This window comes from Paraburkholderia lebeckiae, from assembly GCF_050436325.1.
In the GTDB taxonomy this organism is placed as follows: domain Bacteria; phylum Pseudomonadota; class Gammaproteobacteria; order Burkholderiales; family Burkholderiaceae; genus Paraburkholderia; species Paraburkholderia tuberum.
In genome coordinates, this window is the sequence record NZ_JBNDLZ010000002.1 from 402,047 (window position 1) to 421,011 (window position 18,965).

Genomic DNA, 18,965 nt, shown 5'->3' on the forward strand with positions numbered 1-18,965 from the left:
GATGTGCGCCGCCCACGCTTTCATCATCGGGCGGCGCTGTTCCAACAGGTCGGTGCGGTGATAGGCCGCTTCACCCCATTCCATTACACACAAGTCGATGAGAAGGAACTCAGTACCGTTGCCGCGACGGTGAACGCGGGGCAGTTCATCGCTAAGCTGGAGAAGGCGGCAAAGCGACAGGGTAGCGGCAGGGGGAACGTGGTTCCGGCTGACCTGCGGAAGGCGCTAACCGTGCCGTGGCTGGCCGAGGCCGTCTCGCATGTGATCTTTCGCTACGAAAGCGAATGGGGCGGCGACATGGGCAAGTGGGAAAAATTGATGCCGCTGATGGGGAAGCTCGGAAAGCCCACCTGGACCACCGAGATGGAGCGGATCAAGAAGCTGCAATGGTGGGAAAAGATGAGCGCGGTCAAGGGCTTTCCCGCTAGCCCCGACGTTTGGCATATGCACCCGATCGGATTGGTGGGGAATTTTATTGATGCGTCGGTTTGCATTCCCTTGTCCAAGGCGCAACTGCTTGCACTCAGGGGAATCATCCAATGGACTATGCGGCTACCGCTGGCAATTTTGACGGTATGGGCATGTCATATGGTCTGATCCAGTGGAACGCTGGTTCCGGGACATTAGCTCCAGTCTTATCAGCAATGCGTAGCGCTGATCCTGCTTCCTTTAAGCCGCATTCCCACCGGCATCGAACTACAACACTTTGGATAACGCGATAACGAGCGGCAATAGTGGTGACTTATATAATTGGGCAATCAATCAGCAATCAACGAATCCAAGTAGCTGGAAAGCACCCTTCCAAAGCTTGGCCAATATTCGGGCGTTTAAGGATATTCAGATCGCGACTGCCGTGCGTGAACGACACCAGCATGTGATGTCTATGATCGAGTTTCTTCGGTCCTTGTCGTCGGATTTGATGAAGAAGGTTGAACTCGTCTCATATTGTGCACTGTTCGATGTTGCGGTTCAGCAGCAGTCGCTTACGCCAGCCGTTGCCGCAATCAAGGCCAGAGTGGCGAGCGAACATCCGGCAAGTCAATCTGCTCTTGTCCGGATTGCAGTGGAAGAGCGAGCGAAAGCGGCAAAGCATGTATATGTGGCAGATTGTATGAGTAGGCGAATCGGAGTTCTTCAGCAATCGCCGTACTCGTACACCGCCTACGGGCATACAAGCCAACGAACGAATGCGAATTTCAATCTCATTTCCCAGGATGCACATGCATATGTTTGTCAAATTTAGGCTCGCTGCGGCGCTTACTCTGACTGCATCAATGAGCGCGCTCGCGGCAACACCCTCGCTGTTTGGAAGTTGCGACAGCAACGGAGAGTGCTCCGCAATTTTCAGCCGTTCATTGTCTGAAGCGAAAGCGCTCTGTGGCGAGCGGATCACATCTATCGCATGGAGAAAAGATTCCAAGCCGATTTTGTTGCAGTGCGTGGGTTCCGCGACTGATGGGGAGGACAACGTAAGCTATATAGTTAATGAGAGCGATGTGGTGGGCCTAAATTATGGTCGCTACGTAAAAATTAACTTCCTGCAACAGAACCCTGCTGCGCCGGTGCCTGACAAATTCGGCGAGGTGCCCGTTTGCGTTCCAGCGAACTTGGAGAAGCTGCAGAAGAGCACATTTGTATTGCTGTACAAGCGACCGGATGAAACTGGAGATTCTTACTGTTACGACATTACGTATCTGAGTTCGTCAGTTGGCGGCGTTCGGTTGGATACCAATACGGGGACCGTCAGTGCTACCGACAGAACCTATTTTTCAGGGCATGCCTCCGATCGGACAAGACAGCGCGTCAAAAAGCTGATTCAGGTGTTCCAAACATGGCACGACGAGCAGCCTAACTGAGACTTCCAGAGTCCGGTCGCTTTGCGGTTTCGCACCGGACTCCAATTAATCCCCCAAGCTACATACAAACTTTATCCACGCTTCCATCATCGGGCGGCGCTGTTCCATCAAATCGGTGCGGTGATAGGCCGCCTCAACCTTGTTCGACACGGTGTGCGCGAGCGCCCGTTCGGCAAGGTCACGCGCATAGCCGTGTTCGCTGGCCCAGTCACGGAAGCTGCTGCGGAAACCGTGGGCGGGCCGCCACGCGTCCCGGCGTGTCGCTCTTAGCTTCAACGCGGCGCAGAAACGACGTGAGCACCATGTCACTCACAACCTTCCCGCGCGGCGACGGAAAGATCAGCGTGTCGTGTAGTTTCTGTTCCTTGAGCGCTTTTACAAGCGCAAGCGCGGGCGATGATAGCGGGACGCGGTGCGGCTCTTTCGCTTTCATGCGCTCGTCGGGAACGGTCCAGATGCCTGCTTCGAGGTCGAATTCATCCCACACCGCGCCGCGCACTTCGCCGCTGCGCGCCGCCGTCAATATCAGGAAATGCAGGGCGGCGCGGGTGGCTTCGCCCTGCTTGAATCTGGCAACATGCGTTTTCACGAAGGCGGGCACGTCGCGCCACGGCATCGCGGGCTGGTGTTCCTTTTTTGCGTTCTGCTTCGGGAGAATGTGATCGACCACTGCAACCGGGTTCGACGTGATATGGCCGTGCGCCCAAGCCCATTGCATGACGGCGTGCATGCGCTGGCGGGTACGGCTAGCGGTCTCTGCCTTCCCTAGCCAGATCGGACGTAGCACGTCGGCACAGTCGGCGGCCGTCACGGTGTCGAGCTTCTTCTGGCCAAGCAGCGGAAACGCGTAAGCCTCAAGCGATCTGATCCAATCGTCCGCATGCTTCGCTTTTCGCCAGCCGGGTTTGAGTTCTTCGTGAACCTTGCGCGCGGCCTTTTCGAAAGGCAGTGCCGCCGCCGTGATGCTGGCGGCCTGCTGGTCGCGGTCGCGTTCCGCAATGGGGTCTTTGCCCGCGTCGCGGCGCTCGCCCGTTATCGGACTCGTAAAGCGTAGCGTCCACTTGCTGCCCGTCTTGCCGGGCGTGAGCAACAACCCCGTTACCTTGCCTTCAAAAACCGGTTTGTCGCCGGGTTGCAGTGCTCTTGCCTGCCTGTCAGTGAGTGCCATTTCAGCCCATCGGCGAAAGCCGGATAGCGCCGGAACATTGTAGACTGGTGCGGCATGAAATTGACCCAGGCAATCACTGCGGTCAACACACCCTCAAGGTTGAGCAATAACGAACTCGTTGCCGCTGGTGTGGTGGACAGGCCCAGCATCAGCAATGCGGGGCCGGCGACGCCACCCATCGCTATCGCCCCGATCAGCCAAGGCAACTCGCCTTTGGTGATGCGGTGGTCCGCGGCGGACTGAAGCCCGCGCGCGCGGAAGGCTCGCCACGCGATGCCGACGCCAAGCCCCAGGCCGCTACCGAGATAAAACAGTCCCGCGAGCATGAAGGGGCTGACTGAGCCGAGCAGCGACTTGGCCAACGGCGTCGCGGCACCGAACAGCGCCGCGGCGATTAAGGCGGTGAATATCGCGCCGTATCCTGATCTCACAACTCCGACCTCTTGTCCGCAGCAGAAGGGACAGATTACAGACCATCGCTGGGGTGACGGACGAAATTCGCCGAGCGCAGCAAAAAGTTAACTTGTAGACGGATTGTCACCGATGTAGCCAAGACTCCTGAATGAAGTGGCCGAGGCAGTGTGGAAACGCACACTCAGTGCGGCGTTGGGAAAAGCCGACCGTTCAGACCGCGCCGTATGGCTGGCAGCAACTTGCCAAGGGTAAAGCGACACCCGAAAACTGAGTACCCTTGCGTTTTCACATCCATCTCGACCCATCTCTGCCGTTCGATCAAAGACACAAACAACGGCCGCTTTGGATACTGGAACGGCCGTTAGCTGACGTGGCCTTTTGCACCGTTGCTCTGGTCGCGGCAGTGCTTACTGCTGAATGGTTTTATCGTCACACCCCATGCTGCGGGAACGTTGCAGCGACGCAATTTCGCGCAGCATTGGCAAGCGATCGAACAAGCAAAAGGCCCTGACTACGCCGTTCCGCACCGCGATGCCTACCAGCTGTAGCGCACGCCGAGATCTCCGAGGACGCCGTTGCGGCGGACGTTGCTGTCTCCACTCACGGCAAACTGATAGCCGAACTGGCCGTACAGGCTCAAACGCTCCTTGATCTTCACGGCGACACCGCCGGCGAACTCCACGCGCGTGGCCTGCACGTTCAGTGGCACCGGGTCGGTGCCGAAGGCCGTGCTCGCCTGCGCGCCCCAGTCCCGCCACAGGTTCGCCCGCACATACGGCTGCCATACGGCACCGTTGCTGCCCTCGATGGTCCACCGCCCTCGCAGGCCGAGCCGCCCGGTGGCGCCCGAAGTCGAGCCCAGCGCAACCGGCCCCAGGCCGTCGTTCTCATCGCTGAACGATACGTGCTGCCAGATGATCTGCGCCTGCGGCTCGAGCACGAAGCCAGGCCCTAGCGGCAACCGCACCGGATAGCCCCCTTCAAGCGAGGTCACAAAGCCCGAGCCGCGCAGCGGCAGGCTGGCGTACTGCGTACCCGCGTTGCCGTCGTAGTACGTGCCCTGCAGCACCGCATCGAGATACCAGCCGCTCGGGCCGTAATGCGTCCAGTAGCCACCGCCCGAATACGCATTCAGGTGCATCGAACCGGTGTGCTCAAGGACGTAGCCGGTGGCCGCCGCGTTGGTGACGAGACCGTCGACATCGACATTGCCATAGCCATAGGCGAAGTACACGCCAGCGGTGTCACGATGGCCCGGCCAGATGCTGCCGCGCCACAGGTCGAGGCCAGTCTGCAGCCCCCCGACCCAACCGCTCGCACGTGGATCGGCGAACGCCTGATAGTGGTTATCGACCTGCTGACCGAACACACGGCCCCAGGCGGACTGCGCCCAGCCCGAACCGTCCGTGCCGCCACCGGCGGCCGTAAGCGTGTCGCCGATGCGCTCATGCAGCGTGCCGAGCATCGTCAGGCCCATCTGGCGGGCGATGGGCTGGACGACGCCGTAGGTCGCGAGCTCCGGTCCAATGATGGGCCACACGCCCGGCGGTGAAGGTTGAGGCGGCGGTTCGGTGCCGACGTTCTCCTCCGGCCCCGGCGGTTGAGGTGGTCCAGGTGGTCCTGGAGGCTCGGGTGGTGGTCCAGGTGGCGGTGGCACGATGAAGGACGACCGCAGGAACCAGCTGGTGGGGTCCGTACCGTTGCGGCCCCCCGGGTACAGGCGATAATCGAACAGGCCCGCGCGCAGCTCCGGGTTATCAAGGTCAAAAACACCGGGTGTCGCCGCGCTTGCTTGCTGCACTACGAGGATGCCGTTGCCCGGGGTCGACGCGCCCGGTCCACCGACATTGTTGACGAAAATACTCGTGGTGCCTGAGGCCGAGCCAGTAATCAACTTATCGGACGCAGAGCCGTCGCCGCCAAGAAAACTGTTGAGCACGAGGTGGCCGCCACTACCGGAGTAGCTACCGTTGACGGTCAGCGTCGTGGCTGGACTGGATTCACCCGCAATTGCCGGGAGCACGACCGCGCCCGCGTTCGAAAGGCTGGGGAGCGTCTGGTTGAAGCTTTGCAGGGCGAGCGTTCCGCCAGGATTGACCACGGTCGCGGAATTCGGACTGAAGACATCGACCGCGCCCGCTGCAAGCGTGCCGGCCGTCACCGTAGTCACACCGCTGTAACTGTTGGCTGCATTCGTAATGAACGTGCCGCTGCCGATCTTGGTCAGCCCGCCCGCGCCGGTGAAGGCCGAGGTGGTATCGGTGGCGACCGTGAAGTCTTGACTGTCGATGCTCAGGCCGCCCGCCATGATGTTGAGTTCTGTGCCGGAAAAGGCAGTGAGGAAGCCTGAATTGCTCGTCAGCGCACGCAAGGTGCCGTCGTTGAAATTAAGCTGTGCATTGCCCTTCTGGACGCTGGTGCATCCCTGCTGGCCGATGCGAACCGGATCGCAACCGGCTGTCAGGAACGTCGTCGCCAGTGTGCCGCCGCCATTTACATTGACGGTGCCCGTGCTGTTGGCCAGAACTGCGACGTCCATTCCGCCGTTGGCCGTAGTCAGTCCGCCATTGATGATGTTCAGAGTGCCCACCCCCGCCCAGCCGACACTGATCTGAGGGCCGCTGGTATAAGTGGCCCCGCCGCCAGTGCCGTTTACCGTCACCGTACCCACGGAGTTGGAAAGCCAGCCGATCTGATCGGCGGTGGCAAAGGGGCTCCCCGTGATATTGAGCGCTCCGCCGCTGGTGATCGCGATGAAGCCCGTGCCGCCGGTGGTGTCGGGCGGTCCGTTGACGCCGGAACCAACGCGCAGAAATGGTGCGTTGACTGTCCCGCTGTTCTCGATGGTGAGATTGCCCATTCCCCCGTTCTGACCGAGCTCCAGATTGCTGGCGTTGGCCGGCGAACTCGTAAAAGTCGACCCCGGACCGGTCACGATCACCGTGGCCATGTTTCCGGCACCCACGCCCCATATGTTTCTGTCGACGGACCCGGTGTTGGATGTGACGCTTGCGCCGCCTTCGATGGTAAGACTGCCGTTTGTGCCGTTGCCGACGCCAACGGCCGCGGGCGCCTGGACGGGGCCCGTGATGGTCGAGGTAGACGGCAATTGCGCCGTGGGGGTCACGTTGCCCGTGGTCGTTATTGACTGTGCATGAACGAGATCGGCAGCGCCGGTAGCGCCCAGGGCAGCCAGAAGGGGGAAAACTACAAGCCGGAACGTTGTTAGAGCGCTTTTCGGTGCGCCTTCGTCTGACGCGTCGGGGTTTGCCATCCCCACCCGCATTATCTTTGCCGGGTGATACAGGAAGTTGTCGAAGGCAGACGGCGGTGCGCCTGACCTGAATGCCTGGCTGCCCAATGTGGAGGGACGCTGACATGGAAATGAATGGTTCGGCGACGCTGCTGCGGCAATCGGACCGCGTTGCATGAGTTGGCGGAACTTGCCGTGCCAGCAATCTGCATTGGGCCTGGTCATTGGGACCGTGACGCTGTGCTCGGTCAGCGATGGCCAGGATTGCGCCGCTTTCGTGCATCCCTCTATCTGCATTGCGTGCCCCCTCTAGAGATTGACACGGCAAGTTTGAAGTCGCGGAAGCAAGCCGCTTGCGTTTGCTTCTGTTGTTGTAGTACCGAATGACCAGACAAGCGAATGAAATTGGCTGCGCGCGCCAGTAGTATTCAACGCTTGACGCAGCTCCACGTCCGCTAAGAGCTGTCCCCGGACGCTTGAATGTCATTGCGCGATATGGCTTGAACGACCGGATGTGGCCGCGTGCCGCCTCATGCAACGGGCATGCTCAGCCGAAACGTTCGTGGTCACGATCGGCGGCCCGCGACCCCGAGCCGCCTTTCGGACTCGCGACACCGCAACGGCCGCTTCGGAGGCGCAACCTGTCCTCTGTTGTATGGCGATGCCCCGAAGCACCCTGCGGATCGTCTAAACTGCAGAATCGACGAACAGGCCATTCCCGCTCGGCTACCCCGCCATGGCGCACATCTTCTTCGCTGCTTCGATTCAACGGCATATCGCAACGCCCGAGCGCGAGATCGACGCGCGCACGCTCGGTGAAGCGTTGGCGGCCGTCTTCGCCGAGCAACCTCGACTGCGCGGCTACATCCTTGACGATCAGGGCTCACTGCGAAGGCATCTCGCCGTGTTTGTCGACGGCCGGCCGGTGCGCGACCGACAACATTTGGCCGATGCGCTCGGCGAGGAAAGCCGCGTTTACGTCATACAGGCGTTGTCGGGCGGATAAGAAGGTTCCACTCTTACTCGAGCTTTGCATGGGACCAGAGTAAGCGCTAAAGCGCCAACTCTGGTCGACAGGAGACACCTCACATGAGCGATCGATTGCTTGTTGCAACCCGCAAGGGATTGTTCGTTCTGCAAGCCGACGGCGAGGGCGGCTGGACGCTCGGTGAGCCGTATTTCGTCGGCGAGCCGGTGAGCATGGTGCTGCCTGATCCGCGCGACGGTTCGCTGTATGCCGCGCTCAATCTCGGCCACTTCGGCGTGAAGCTGCATCGCCGGCGCGCGGGCATAGAGGATTGGGAAGAGTGCGCGGTCCCCGTCTACCCGCCGCAGCCGGCCGACGAGACGCATACCGGTGACGGCGCGGACACGAGCGCGGACAATGCGAGCGCCGCCGTGCCCAGCCCGCCGGCTCCTCCCTGGACGCTCCAGCAAATCTGGTCGCTCGAAACCGGCGGCCCGGACGAGCCGGGCGTCCTGTGGGCCGGCACGATTCCCGGCGGGCTCTTCCGTTCCGACGACGGCGGCGACACATGGCTGCTCAACCGGGCGCTGTGGGATCGCCCGGAGCGCCGAGAATGGTTCGGAGGCGGCTACGACGCGCCGGGCATCCATTCCGTGATGGTCGATCCGCGCGACAGCCGGCACGTGACGATCGGCGTGTCGTGTGGCGGCGTCTGGCAAACCGCCGACGGCGGCGCGACCTGGCGCGTTAGTGCCGAAGGCATGGAGGCCGACTACATGCCGCCGGAGCGGCGCGGCGATGCCAACGTGCAAGACCCGCACCGCGTCGTGCAATGCGCCGCAAATCCAGAAGCGCTGTGGACGCAGCATCACTGCGCTATCTTCCGCTCGACCGACGGCGCGGCGCACTGGCAGCGGATCGAAGCGCAGCCATCGAGCTTCGGCTTCGCGGTTGCCGTGCATCCGCGCGAGCCGGACACCGCGTGGTTTGTGCCCGCCGTGAAAGACCAGTGCCGGATCCCGGTGGACGGCCAGTTCGTCGTCACGCGCACACGCGACGGCGGCCGCACGTTCGAGCGTTTCTCGAACGGGTTGCCGCCTGCACCGGCGTATGACCTCGTGTATCGGCACGGGCTCGCTGTAGACGACTCCGGCACGCGCCTCGCAATGGCGTCTACCACCGGCGCGCTATGGACGTCCGACGACGGCGGCGAAAGCTGGCATTTGATTTCAGCGCATTTGCCGCCTGCTTATTGTGTTCGGTTTGGATGAGGGCGCGGGGCGGGCTGGTGAGACATGAAACGCCTACATTGCCATTCATGCGCCGGACATAGCCTGAATGCGTGCATCGGCGTGATGGATCGATACTTCGAGCCGTACGCGCCGGCGAACCGCTTTGTGTAGCTCGGCTTGTCACAAGAGACTTTTTGACACTTCGCCGAACGTCTGATCAGCACCAGCAGTCACGCGGACGTCCCTGCGCGAGAGACAGCTGTTGGCGGAGGACGCAGCTCATTTTCGCCAATCGAACGGCCGTTTGCCGGTGCGGAGCCGCCCCCTGTACGTCCAGAGAATGATTCTGAAGAATGACCTTCATGGCCGGTCGCCGCCTCACGCGATTTGCACACACAGCTTGCACACCGCATGGCATCGATCGGCAGCACGCTCCCCGTTGCTGGCGGTCGATGGCTTCCGCATCCTGAGGCCGTTTTTGATGCTCTACGATCAGGAAGGTCGGGATGCAGGACACCTTGCACGTTTAGAGGCCCTACCATTGGTAGCGCACGCCGAGGTCGCCCTCGACGCCACTACGGCGGACATTGCTGTCTCCACTCACAGCGAACTGGTAGCCGAACTGTCCGTAAAGGTTCAGCCGCTCCTTGATCCTGGCGGTGACGCCGCCGGCGAGCTCCAGTCGCGTGGCCTGCACATTCAGCGGCACCCGGTCATTGGCGAAGGTCGTGGTGGCCTGGGCATTGAAATCCCGCCACAGGTTGGCACGCACATACGGCTGCCACACCGCTCCCTGGCTGCCTTCGATGGTCCACTTCCCGCGCACGCCGAGGCGGCCACTTGCGCCCGAAGTGGAGCCGAGGGAGACTTCACCCAGACCATCGTTCGCGTCGGAGAACGACACGTGCTGCCAGATGATCTGCGCCTGCGGCTCCAGCTCGAAACCCGGGCCGAGCGGCAGCGGGATCGGATAGCCCCCCTCGAGTGATGTCGCGAAGCCCGTACCCCGGACCGGCAGATTCGCAAACTGAGTGGTCGCGGCGCCGTCGTAGTGTGTACCCTGCACAACCGCATCGACATACCAGCCACTGGGGCCGTAGTGCGTCCAGTAGCCTCCGCCTGTATATGCATTCAGATGCATTGAGCCGGTGTGCTCCAGCACGTATCCGGTTGCCGTTGCGTTGGTGACCAGGCCGTCGACATCTGCACTGCCGTAGCCGTATGCAAAGTAGACGCCCGCAGCGTCGCGATGACCGGGCCAGACGCTTCCACGCCATATGTCGAGACCGGTCTGCACGCCTCCGACTCCGCCGCTCACGCGCGGATCGGCGTAAGCCCCGTAGCGGTTGTCGATCTGGCCGCCGAACACGCGTCCCCAGGCGGAGCTTGCCCAGCCCGAGCCGCCCGCGCCGCCGCTCGCCGTCGTGAGCGTGTCGCCGATGCGCTCATGGAGCGTCCCGAGCATCTCGACACCCATCTGCCGGGCGACCGGTTGAACTACGCCATAGGTGGCCAGTTCCGGCCCGATGATCGGGTAGACGCCTGGCGGCAGCGGATCCGGTGGGGGCTCGGTGCCAGGTCCAGTTCCCGGTTCCTCTTCGCCTCCCTCCGGTGGGGGCGGCACGACGAACGACGAGCGCAGAAACCAGTCCTCGGGATTGCTGCTGTTGAGGCCACCGCGAAACAAACGATAGTCTTCGGCGCCACCGCGCGCCTCGCCGACGAGCATAAAGGCGTCCGACGCCGTGGTGCCACCGTTGGCTGTCTCGACGACGACAATGCCGTTCCCTGTCGTCAACCCACCGGAGCCGCCTGCGTTCGTGATGCGTACGGCTGAAGGGTCGGCGCTGCCGCCGTTGATGATGAGTCTGTCCGACGGCGAGCCATCCAGACCGAGGAACGTCCGCAGCGCGAGCGTGCCGCCGGCACCCACGAAATTTTTGACAGTCATCGCACCGAATTGCCCTGCCGTGAGCCCGAAGCCCGGCTCAACCGTTCCGGCATTAGTGACGGTGTTCAAGTCCGTTCCTGTACCGCCCAGGGTTCCGTTCGCCTCCACATTGACCGGCGACTGCAACGAGCCGGTCAGATTGAGCACGCCATTGCGAACGTTGGTCGGACCGGTAAAGGTGTTCTGGCCGGATAACGTGAGCACGCCGTTGCCGGCCTTGGCCAGTGCCCCGCTTCCGGAGAGCACGCCGGACCATGTCGCGCCCGTGCCGTTGGTGTCGATGGTCGACGTCGTGCCTCCGACCAGCGTTGCGTTGACGCCTGTGCTCAGCGCCGAACCCACCACCTGTATCGTTCCTCCACCGAGATTGAATGCATAGGTGCCACCCAGATTGTTGAAGTCGCCGAACAGCGAACTTCCGCCAATCTGCAGTGTGCCGCCCGACAGGTTATACGTGCCGTTGCCGGCCGCCGCGAGAAACAGTCTCGACGCGCTGCCGATTGCAAGGGTACCGCCGGTCTGGTTGATCGTACCGGTGCCCTGGCTACCCGAGGACGTGACGTTCGAGCCGACGAACAGCGTCCCGTTAGCCACGTTGAAGGTGCCGCCGCTCAGGTTGAGCGTGCCGCTGCTCGGGCTGCCTTGCGTATTGCGGCCGAGCGTCACGAAGTCGGTGGTGCTGTTGCCGAATGTGACCGTTCCGCCCGCCAGGTTGTAGGTGCCCGTACCGCCCTGGTTGCCGATGTTCAGCGACACCGGCGTGCCCGGCATACCGAAGACGACGTTGCCCGCGGTCTGCGTAACCGTGCCCGTGCCGCCGAAGTCGCCGACCTGGAGCGCGGAGTTGAACGTGAGCGTGCCGCCGCTCACGTTCAACGTGCCAGACGACGTCGATCCGGGGACCTGCGTCGCCAGGGTATTGCCGAGGCCCAGCGAAAGATAGTCGATCGCGGTGCTGCCGCTGGAGACCGCTAGTCCACCGCCCACCACAAAAGCCGAGCCGCCCTGAATTCGCGCACCGTTGATCGTGAACGTCCCCGCGCCAGTCTTGACGAAGATGCCGTGCAGCGCGTCGCTCGCCGTGCCGGCATTGATGATCGTGCCGGAGAAGCTGGTGCTCGTGTTATCGGTGCCAACCACCAGTATGTTCGTGCCGTCGATCACGGTGCCGCTGCCCGACAGGTTCGGCAGCGGCACGACGCCCGTCGCGACCCCCGGAATCGGAGCGGTTGTGACGCCCGAAATATCGAAGGTGCCGTTGTTTAACATCCCGCTGGTCAAATTGATGCTGCCGCTTCCCGTCAGCGCCAGCGTGCCAGCAGAGATGGTCGTCATGCCGGTATAGGTATTCGCATCGGTCAGCGTGAGCACGCCGTTGCCGGCCTTGGCCAGTGCCCCGCTTCCGGAGAGCACGCCGGACCATGTCGCGCCCGTGCCGTTGGTGTCGATGGTCGACGTCGTGCCTCCGACCAGCGTTGCGTTGACGCCTGTGCTCAGCGCCGAACCCACCACCTGTATCGTTCCTCCACCGAGATTGAATGCATAGGTGCCACCCAGATTGTTGAAGTCGCCGAACAGCGAACTTCCGCCAATCTGCAGTGTGCCGCCCGACAGGTTATACGTGCCGTTGCCGGCCGCCGCGAGGAACAGTCTCGACGCGCTGCCGATTGCAAGGGTACCGCCGGTCTGGTTGATCGTACCGGTGCCCTGGCTACCCGTGGACGTGACGTTCGAGCCGATGAACAGCGTCCCGTTAGCCACCTTGAAGGTGCCGCCGCTCAGGTTGAGCGTGCCGCTGCTCGGGTTGCCTTGCGTATTGCGGCCGAGCGTCATGAAGTCGGTGGTGCTGTTGCCGAATGTGACCGTTCCGCCCGCCAGGTTGTAGGTGCCCGTACCGCCCTGGTTGCCGATGTTCAGCGACACCGGCGTGCCCGGCATACCGAAGACGACGTTGCCCGCAGTCTGCGTAACCGTGCCCGTGCCGCCGAAGTCGCCGACCTGGAGCGCGGAGCTGAACGTGAGCGTGCCGCCACTCACGTTCAACGTGCCAGACGACGTCGATCCGGGAAGAGTTGGGGCATTGCCCAAGCCCAGCGAAAGATAGTCGATGGCGGCGTCGCTGCTCGTCACCGCCAGTCCACCGCCAATCACGAATGCGGAGCCCCCCCGGATCCTTGCGCCGTCGAGCGTCAGTGTTCCGCCTCCCGTTTTGACAAACTGGCCTTGCTGCGACGTTGGATCGCTCGCAACGCCAGCATTGTTGATCGTGCCGGAGAAGCTGGTGCTCGTGTTATCGGTGCCAACGAACAGGACGTTGTTGGCGGGAGTGTCGATCGTTTCGCTCCCGGAGAGATTGGGCCGTTCGGTCACCGTCTGCGCCAATGCCGGCACGGGTGACAGGCCCATGAGCCAGATGGCATGGAGGATGCAAAAAGAGTTGAGTCGCTGGTGCCGCGTCGTCAGCGGAATCGTCAATCGACCGCGCGCGCTGCCGGCCAACGTGCTTAACGATGCGCGGTGCATCGATCTTGCCGCCACGACGACCCTCCGTTACCTGCCGGTGGACGTTTGCCAGGTCAAGCGAGCTTGACTTTGGGAGACCGACCCATCGACGTTGATTCTGGACAGCATCTCCCCGAACAGTCGTTGCACGCGATTGAGCTGTTGCCAAGTTCTGCTAAGGGTAGGTAGGCAGATTGATTTGTCAAGAATTAACCCGGAAGGCTTCGCTACAAAAAGCGGACGCATGACGCACGTTATCAAACCGGAGTTGGTCCAATGCAGCTATCCGTGTGCGTATTTCAAGTACCTGCAGCACGGATTGCCCGCGCGGCCTGTTAGCGTCCCGGGCTCACTCGCCTGGTGACAAGGAAGCCTCAACCGCGGACCGCCACAGTAACCACAATGAGAGCCGAGAAGATCAGCGCCGGGGCGAGATGCCGGAACGGCTCCCGATTCCGTAGCAACGTGAAGAGCGCACCGATCATGATCGCACCGGCCAGCGTTAGGCCGAAGACTCTGGTTTGTTGTCCCAGAAGAAGTGCCGCACTCAACAACTCGAGAGCGCCACAGAGCCACTGAAACCATGCCGGATAACCCCAGCGTGCGAAGTCGCGCTTCACCGCGCCGGGTCTTACGAGATTGACCACCCCAGCAACCGCGAACAGAACCGCTACGATCGTCGCGAGGATCGATTCTAAAGACGCACTGTTCCACGCCATCGTCATGCTCCGTTGATTTGCTGAAAGTGTTTTTGTGCAGAGAGGTCCGCAATCAGACCGGGGCCGTGGGGCTCCCACGCAAGAACTCGCCGGGCATGCTGGCCGCTTACTGTCTGGTCGAGCGCCAGTGCGTCAGCGAACAGTCCAAGCGATTTGCGAGCATCGTCGAGCGACCAGAGTTCGACGCGATCGGCGCCGACCGAGGCCCGAATCGCTTCACCCATTTCGGCAACGGCAACGGCATCTTCCGCGACCACGTTGAAGATCTGTCCCGTGACTCGATCGTCCCCGCTTGCCGCCTGTTCCACCGCGCTCAGGTAAGCCGTGGCGAGATCGTCGACGTGAACGGCAGGCCAGTGATCGCGACCATCGCCGACGATCCTCACACTGCCGGTCTGACGGACCATCCCCGCAAGCATGCCGAAGACGCCGCCGCCGTAGCCGTGCACCATCGCCGGCCTGAGAATCACTGCGGCAATCGAGCGGCTCGCCGCTAGCGCCCGCACATGTCGCTCCACTGCGGGCCGCCAGGCGACAAGTGGTGTCGGGTTCAGCGCCGAAGCTTCAGTCGCGGGCTCCCCCTCCGTATTGCCGTAGACCCAGGTGCCCGACGTATAGATAAACGCCGCGCCCGGCTGCAAATGCGAAAGCATCGCTACAGCCGCAGCCTCGTCAACGGCACCGGCGGAAGCATCACCGGTCGACGCCATGTGCACCACGCCATCAGCGACACCGGCAGTCGCAGCGAAAGACTGCGGCTCACGCAGGTCGCCGGAATGCAGTTTCACGCCGAGACGTGCCAGCGCGCTGGCGGCCGCCGACCTGTCCTGGCGCACCAGCGCCGTCACCTGATGGCCGCGGCTGATTGCCTTGCGCGCGACCGCTTGCCCGATGTAGCCAGTACCACCTGTAATGAACAGTTCCATAGCGTCATCCTCAATGATTGCCTGCGAAGTTGATAAGTCACATGAACGAGACTTGCCGGTCTCGTTTTGGTGAATCTAAACGAGACTGACCAGTCTTGTCAACTGGTCGGCGATCTGTTATTTATCTCGGATGAACACGCACTCTCTGCCCGACCTAAGCCCGCTGCAACGCCGTAAGCGGTCCGCCATCCTCGAAGGCGCGAAAGCCGTCTTTTTAAGCCAAGGTTTCGGCCTGGCAACAATGGACGATGTCGCCGCGGCCGCTGGCGTCGGCAAACAGACGGTCTACCGCCACTTCAAGTCGAAGGAGGCGCTCTTCGTTGGACTGGTGAGCTCGATGTGCGCTCAGGTGGGTGGACTTCTTGCCAGCGCTCGGGACGAGCAATCCGATGGATCGCCCGAAGTCGAGTTGCGCGAATTGGGGTGGGTGTTGGCACGAAACCTTATCGCGCTCGACAATCTGCGGCTTTACCGGGCCATCGTTGCTGAGGCGGAGCGTCTTCCGGAACTCGGCCAGGTGTTTTACGAAAATGGCGCAAAGGTCGTGCGTGCCTTCGCGGCAAAAATTCTGCGAAAGCGATTTGACGAATCGACTGCTGTATTGCGGGCAGCGACATTCGTTCAGTTGGTGCTAGGCGACGCGTATCTGGAACTGTCAATTGGCTACACGGTGCCCGATGTTGAAGCGCGCTTTGCGCTGCAGATTGACGAGGCGGTAGCGGCTGCACTTCGCTAAAATGGGCCAATCTTGGCAGTTTTCCGCGTAGCGACACTGCACATCAGTTCATTTTGACGCCGCGACCAAGCTAAGCGCGTATGCTGGGAATACCACCTTGTCACGCAACGCATCAGGAGCAACACCATGGCCAAGAGTCAATTACGCAGCACTCGCGAAGCGAAAAAGCCCAAGCAACCCACGAAGCCGTCAGTGCCGGCAAATCCGTTCAGCACGGTTCATTCGCGGGTTGCGAACGAAGGTGTCGCCAAGAAGAAGAAGTAAATCGGTTGGCCGCGGACATGCGGCAGAGCGATCACATGCAATTTGTAATGTTCACCGCAGGAAATTGATATCTCCACATTGAAGGCGCAAACCGCTTCGGGAGGCGCATCATGATCCACCACAACTCGGACCCCACTTTTCGTGGGCTTCCGCTTACGGCCGAGCAAGACTCGGAAATTCGTCACTACCTGAACAGGAAGGCCAAGCTGGGCAAGCCATGGAATACGCCCGAACTGCGCGGGATGCTCGAGGACATGCTGCTGCCGCCAAGTACCGAAGACGACAGCGGGAGCGATATCCCGGGCGACGCGTCGACCGCCGCTGAGCGCGCAGCCGCGTTCGTCGATCAGGACATGGAACCAATCGAGGCGTACGAGGAATTGCATGCCGCGATGGAAGCCGAAAGCATGAAAGGCGATCCGCACTAGCGGGAGCGCTCAGCGCAGGTAGTGAGCGTGCAACCCGGTCCATCCAAGGCGTAGAACGAAGGACGACACATGGCACTCAGTTTTTCCAACCCCAGCCGCAGCTATGATGGGATCAGGCATGGCGTGTGGTTCTGGGGATACGACAAGGCACGCGAGATTACCTTCTTTGTGGAAGACCGCGTACTGAAGCATTTCGACTCCGCCCTCGGTACTGACGAAGCCGAGGTGCTGGCCTCCTTTGACCGGAATCGCAATGAGATCCTGAAGGTCGCCATGACCCTCTATGCCGAGGGGCCGCAGACTCTCTACACGCTGCACTGAAGAAGCCTGGGCAGGCCGCGAGCGACACACCCGCCGCATCGGGCGCGCAGGCATCCGCCGAGGGTTGCGCTCGAGGCGAGGATGCAGAAGAAAGCGCACGCTCGCTTCGACTTGCTTCGAGAAACTTATGCGATGAAGCCTCGAAAGATCCATCGATCCCTTGGCCAAGTCCGGAGCGGCAATCGGACCCCGAGCCGTCGTTCGGTGTGTCACGAATAAAGGGCTGCTACGCATTGCCAACGGACTTTCAGATCGGGCAAGCATCGCTTCGTTCGCACCCGACGCCGCGGGATACGGTTCTCGACAGATTCTCAGCCTCGGCGGTCATCAGCCGTCCGTCGAAACGGTGGTAGCCTCCCAGGCATCGATTTCCGCGTTCAATGCCGACAACTTGTCTCGAACGAGCCCGAGTGCGTCGCTACCGAGCAAAAGACGCGTGGGCGGATGATCCGCTGCAATGGCGGCCAGCATTGCGCGCGCCGCTTTCCTGGGATCTCCCAATTGCTTGCCGCTTTTTTCCTCGCGGGCCTGGCGGATGGGATTGAAAATATCGTCGTAATCCGAAATCGAGCGGGGGGTCCGCGTCATCGAGCGACCTGCCCAGTCAGTGCGAAATGAGCCCGGCGCCACGGCCGTCACGGCAATACCGAAGGGCTTGACCTCTTTGCCAAGCGCCTCGGAGATGCCCTCCAACGCGAACTTGCTCCCGCAGTAATAAGCGATTCCCGGCATCGTGATGTAGCCGCCCATCGATGTGATATTCAGAATGTGGCCGCGGCGGCGCTCACGCATGAACGGCAGGACGGCCTTCATCATGGCGACCGCACCAAATACATTCACATCGAACTGTCGGCGCATATCCGAGAGCGGCGATTCCTCCATGATGCCCTCGTGGCCGTAGCCGGCATTGTTGACCAGCACATCGATTGGTCCGACGCCAGCCTCGATTTCCGCCACGACGCCGTCGATCGCGTCGAAGTCGGTCACGTCGAGCACACGTCCCCAAGCGGCATTCGCGGATAAGGACTCGAATTCATGCTTCGCCTGGGCACTTCTCACCGTGCCGACGACCTTGTGACCCACCGCCAGCGCTTCCTGTGCGAGCGCGCGGCCAAAGCCGCTGCTGACGCCGGTGATGAGCAGAGTTTTGCTGGTTGCCATTGAAGCTTCTCCCGAATGTCGATTGGAGAGTGCATAATACTCTGACGCGCGAGGCAAACTAAGCCGCATTCCGCTAATTTTCTTGCATAAAACTATGAACACGATACGCGCTTCGACCCAGCATCCAGCTCTGTCCTCTCGAAGCCAGAAACGCATGATTGTCCTGCTACGCGCGTTGGCGCCCGACGAGGGCTACAACCTGACGGCACTGCCGAGCGTCCGCATCTTGCGGTCGAACCGGGCGCTATCGCGCACGCCCGTTCTGTACGACCCGGGTATCGTGATCGTCTGCCAGGGCCGCAAGCGAGGATATTTCGGCGACCAGCTCTACCTGTATGACGAGCGTCACTACCTGGCGGTGTCCGTGCCCGTGCCGTTCAGCATGGAGACCGACGCAACCGAGGAGCGCCCACTGCTCGCGCTGTATCTGCACCTCGATTTCGCATTGGCCGCCGAACTTGCGGAGCGGATCGACCGCGAAGGCGTGGGGGAGTGCGCACCAGCACCTCAAAGCATGATGTCGACGCCGATGGATGACGCAATGCAAGCGTCCGTGCTGCGCTTCCTCGAGGCGATGCATCGGCCACTCGAATCTGCTGTGTTGGGCGCCGGGCTGCTGCGTGAACTGTATTTCCGGGTGCTCACCGGAGCCCAGGGAGGCGCGTTGCGCGAGGCTTTGGCGATGCGAGGACAGTTCGGCCAGATAGGCCGCTCACTCCGCCTGATTCATGCAAGCTATGCGCAGCCCCTCGACGTGAGGCAACTGGCCGACGAAGCGGGTATGAGCATTCCGAGTTTCCACAGCCACTTCAAGGCAATTACGCAGGTGTCGCCGATGCAATATGTGAAGTCGACGCGCCTTCATCAGGCTCGCCTGTTAATGGTGCGCAATGAGCTAACCGCGGAGGCGGCGGGACATGCTGTGGGTTATGCGAGCCCGTCCCAGTTCAGCAGGGAATTCAGGCGTCTGTTTGGCTTGACGCCGGCCGCGGAGGCAAAGCGTATGCGCGAGAGCTTCGCGATCCCGGCAGTATTCGCTGATACGGCTTATGTCTCGTCGCACTGAA

17 protein-coding genes and 1 pseudogene are annotated in these 18,965 nt (G+C 61.7%); 11 read left to right on the forward strand and 7 right to left on the reverse strand.

Annotated features, from left to right (window positions below; genetic code table 11):
* Nucleotides 1-3: 3 nt before the first annotated feature.
* From OKW44_RS04855 to OKW44_RS04865, 3 genes are all read left to right on the forward strand, one after another.
* Entirely contained in the window at nucleotides 4-597 is a 594-nt protein-coding gene (locus OKW44_RS04855; protein ID WP_239499267.1) for a hypothetical protein, read from the forward strand.
* Nucleotides 598-706: 109 nt separating this feature from the next.
* Nucleotides 707-1,243: a hypothetical protein gene (locus OKW44_RS04860; protein ID WP_162634111.1), complete on the forward strand. Its 537-nt coding sequence runs from the start codon at nucleotides 707-709 to the stop codon at nucleotides 1,241-1,243.
* Complete coding sequence (locus tag OKW44_RS04865) at nucleotides 1,221-1,856, forward strand: hypothetical protein (RefSeq protein WP_162634110.1); 636 nt, start codon at nucleotides 1,221-1,223, stop codon at nucleotides 1,854-1,856. Before OKW44_RS04860 ends, OKW44_RS04865 begins: the two co-directional genes overlap by 23 nt.
* A gap of 208 nt (nucleotides 1,857-2,064) precedes the next feature.
* Here the strand turns inward: OKW44_RS04865 and OKW44_RS04870 are convergent, their stop codons facing one another.
* The 3 genes and pseudogenes from OKW44_RS04870 to OKW44_RS04880 form a co-directional block, all read right to left on the reverse strand.
* Nucleotides 2,065-3,024 (reverse strand): tyrosine-type recombinase/integrase, encoded by a 960-nt coding sequence (locus OKW44_RS04870; RefSeq protein ID WP_239499266.1) that lies wholly within the window; start codon nucleotides 3,022-3,024, stop codon nucleotides 2,065-2,067.
* 56 nt (nucleotides 3,025-3,080) lie between these two features.
* Nucleotides 3,081-3,455: pseudogene (locus OKW44_RS04875) on the reverse strand (EamA family transporter); the annotation flags it as partial.
* A gap of 518 nt (nucleotides 3,456-3,973) precedes the next feature.
* Complete coding sequence (locus tag OKW44_RS04880) at nucleotides 3,974-6,712, reverse strand: autotransporter family protein (protein ID WP_084754441.1); 2,739 nt, start codon at nucleotides 6,710-6,712, stop codon at nucleotides 3,974-3,976.
* Between the two features lie 715 nt (nucleotides 6,713-7,427).
* Between OKW44_RS04880 and OKW44_RS04885 the strand changes: the two genes are divergently transcribed.
* The gene (locus OKW44_RS04885) at nucleotides 7,428-7,697 is read left to right on the forward strand and encodes a MoaD/ThiS family protein (protein WP_018425174.1); all 270 of its coding nucleotides are present in this window, start codon (nucleotides 7,428-7,430) and stop codon (nucleotides 7,695-7,697) included.
* A gap of 83 nt (nucleotides 7,698-7,780) precedes the next feature.
* On the forward strand, nucleotides 7,781-8,929 hold the full coding sequence (locus OKW44_RS04890) for a WD40/YVTN/BNR-like repeat-containing protein (protein ID WP_018425173.1): 1,149 nt from the start codon (nucleotides 7,781-7,783) through the stop codon (nucleotides 8,927-8,929).
* A gap of 496 nt (nucleotides 8,930-9,425) precedes the next feature.
* On the opposite strand, the gene OKW44_RS04895 is transcribed toward OKW44_RS04890, so the two are convergent.
* Nucleotides 9,426-13,247, reverse strand: coding sequence for an autotransporter outer membrane beta-barrel domain-containing protein (locus OKW44_RS04895; RefSeq protein ID WP_280785278.1), 3,822 nt, complete (start codon nucleotides 13,245-13,247; stop codon nucleotides 9,426-9,428).
* Here OKW44_RS04895 and OKW44_RS04900 point away from each other — a divergent pair.
* Nucleotides 13,246-13,431 carry a hypothetical protein gene (locus tag OKW44_RS04900; protein ID WP_162634108.1) on the forward strand — a complete coding sequence of 62 codons (186 nt, stop codon included), beginning with the start codon at nucleotides 13,246-13,248 and terminating at the stop codon, nucleotides 13,429-13,431. The two genes, OKW44_RS04895 and OKW44_RS04900, sit on opposite strands and share 2 nt — an antisense overlap.
* A gap of 286 nt (nucleotides 13,432-13,717) precedes the next feature.
* Here the strand turns inward: OKW44_RS04900 and OKW44_RS04905 are convergent, their stop codons facing one another.
* The gene (locus OKW44_RS04905; RefSeq protein ID WP_035471879.1) at nucleotides 13,718-14,062 is read right to left on the reverse strand and encodes a DoxX family protein; all 345 of its coding nucleotides are present in this window, start codon (nucleotides 14,060-14,062) and stop codon (nucleotides 13,718-13,720) included.
* A gap of 2 nt (nucleotides 14,063-14,064) precedes the next feature.
* Entirely contained in the window at nucleotides 14,065-14,988 is a 924-nt protein-coding gene (locus OKW44_RS04910; RefSeq protein ID WP_018425170.1) for an NAD-dependent epimerase/dehydratase family protein, read from the reverse strand.
* Between the two features lie 130 nt (nucleotides 14,989-15,118).
* On the opposite strand from OKW44_RS04910, the gene OKW44_RS04915 reads away from it, so the two are divergent.
* The 4 genes from OKW44_RS04915 to OKW44_RS04930 all read left to right on the forward strand — a co-directional run bounded on the left by OKW44_RS04915 (nucleotide 15,119) and on the right by OKW44_RS04930 (nucleotide 16,737).
* A complete protein-coding gene (locus OKW44_RS04915; protein WP_026226650.1) occupies nucleotides 15,119-15,724 on the forward strand; it encodes a TetR/AcrR family transcriptional regulator in 606 nt (201 codons plus the stop codon).
* A 126-nt stretch (nucleotides 15,725-15,850) separates the two neighbouring features.
* Nucleotides 15,851-15,988, forward strand: coding sequence for a hypothetical protein (locus OKW44_RS04920; protein WP_018425168.1), 138 nt, complete (start codon nucleotides 15,851-15,853; stop codon nucleotides 15,986-15,988).
* Between the two features lie 110 nt (nucleotides 15,989-16,098).
* Complete coding sequence (locus tag OKW44_RS04925) at nucleotides 16,099-16,416, forward strand: hypothetical protein (RefSeq protein WP_018425167.1); 318 nt, start codon at nucleotides 16,099-16,101, stop codon at nucleotides 16,414-16,416.
* 69 nt (nucleotides 16,417-16,485) lie between these two features.
* Nucleotides 16,486-16,737, forward strand: coding sequence for a DUF1488 family protein (locus OKW44_RS04930; protein ID WP_018425166.1), 252 nt, complete (start codon nucleotides 16,486-16,488; stop codon nucleotides 16,735-16,737).
* Nucleotides 16,738-17,064: 327 nt separating this feature from the next.
* Here OKW44_RS04930 and OKW44_RS04935 read toward each other — a convergent pair whose 3' ends face one another.
* Nucleotides 17,065-17,898, reverse strand: a complete 834-nt coding sequence (locus OKW44_RS04935) for an oxidoreductase (RefSeq protein WP_018425165.1) — start codon at nucleotides 17,896-17,898, stop codon at nucleotides 17,065-17,067.
* Between the two features lie 154 nt (nucleotides 17,899-18,052).
* Here OKW44_RS04935 and OKW44_RS04940 point away from each other — a divergent pair, with 154 nt between their 5' ends.
* Complete coding sequence (locus tag OKW44_RS04940) at nucleotides 18,053-18,964, forward strand: AraC family transcriptional regulator (RefSeq protein ID WP_018425164.1); 912 nt, start codon at nucleotides 18,053-18,055, stop codon at nucleotides 18,962-18,964.
* The last annotated feature ends 1 nt before the right edge of the window (nucleotide 18,965 follow it).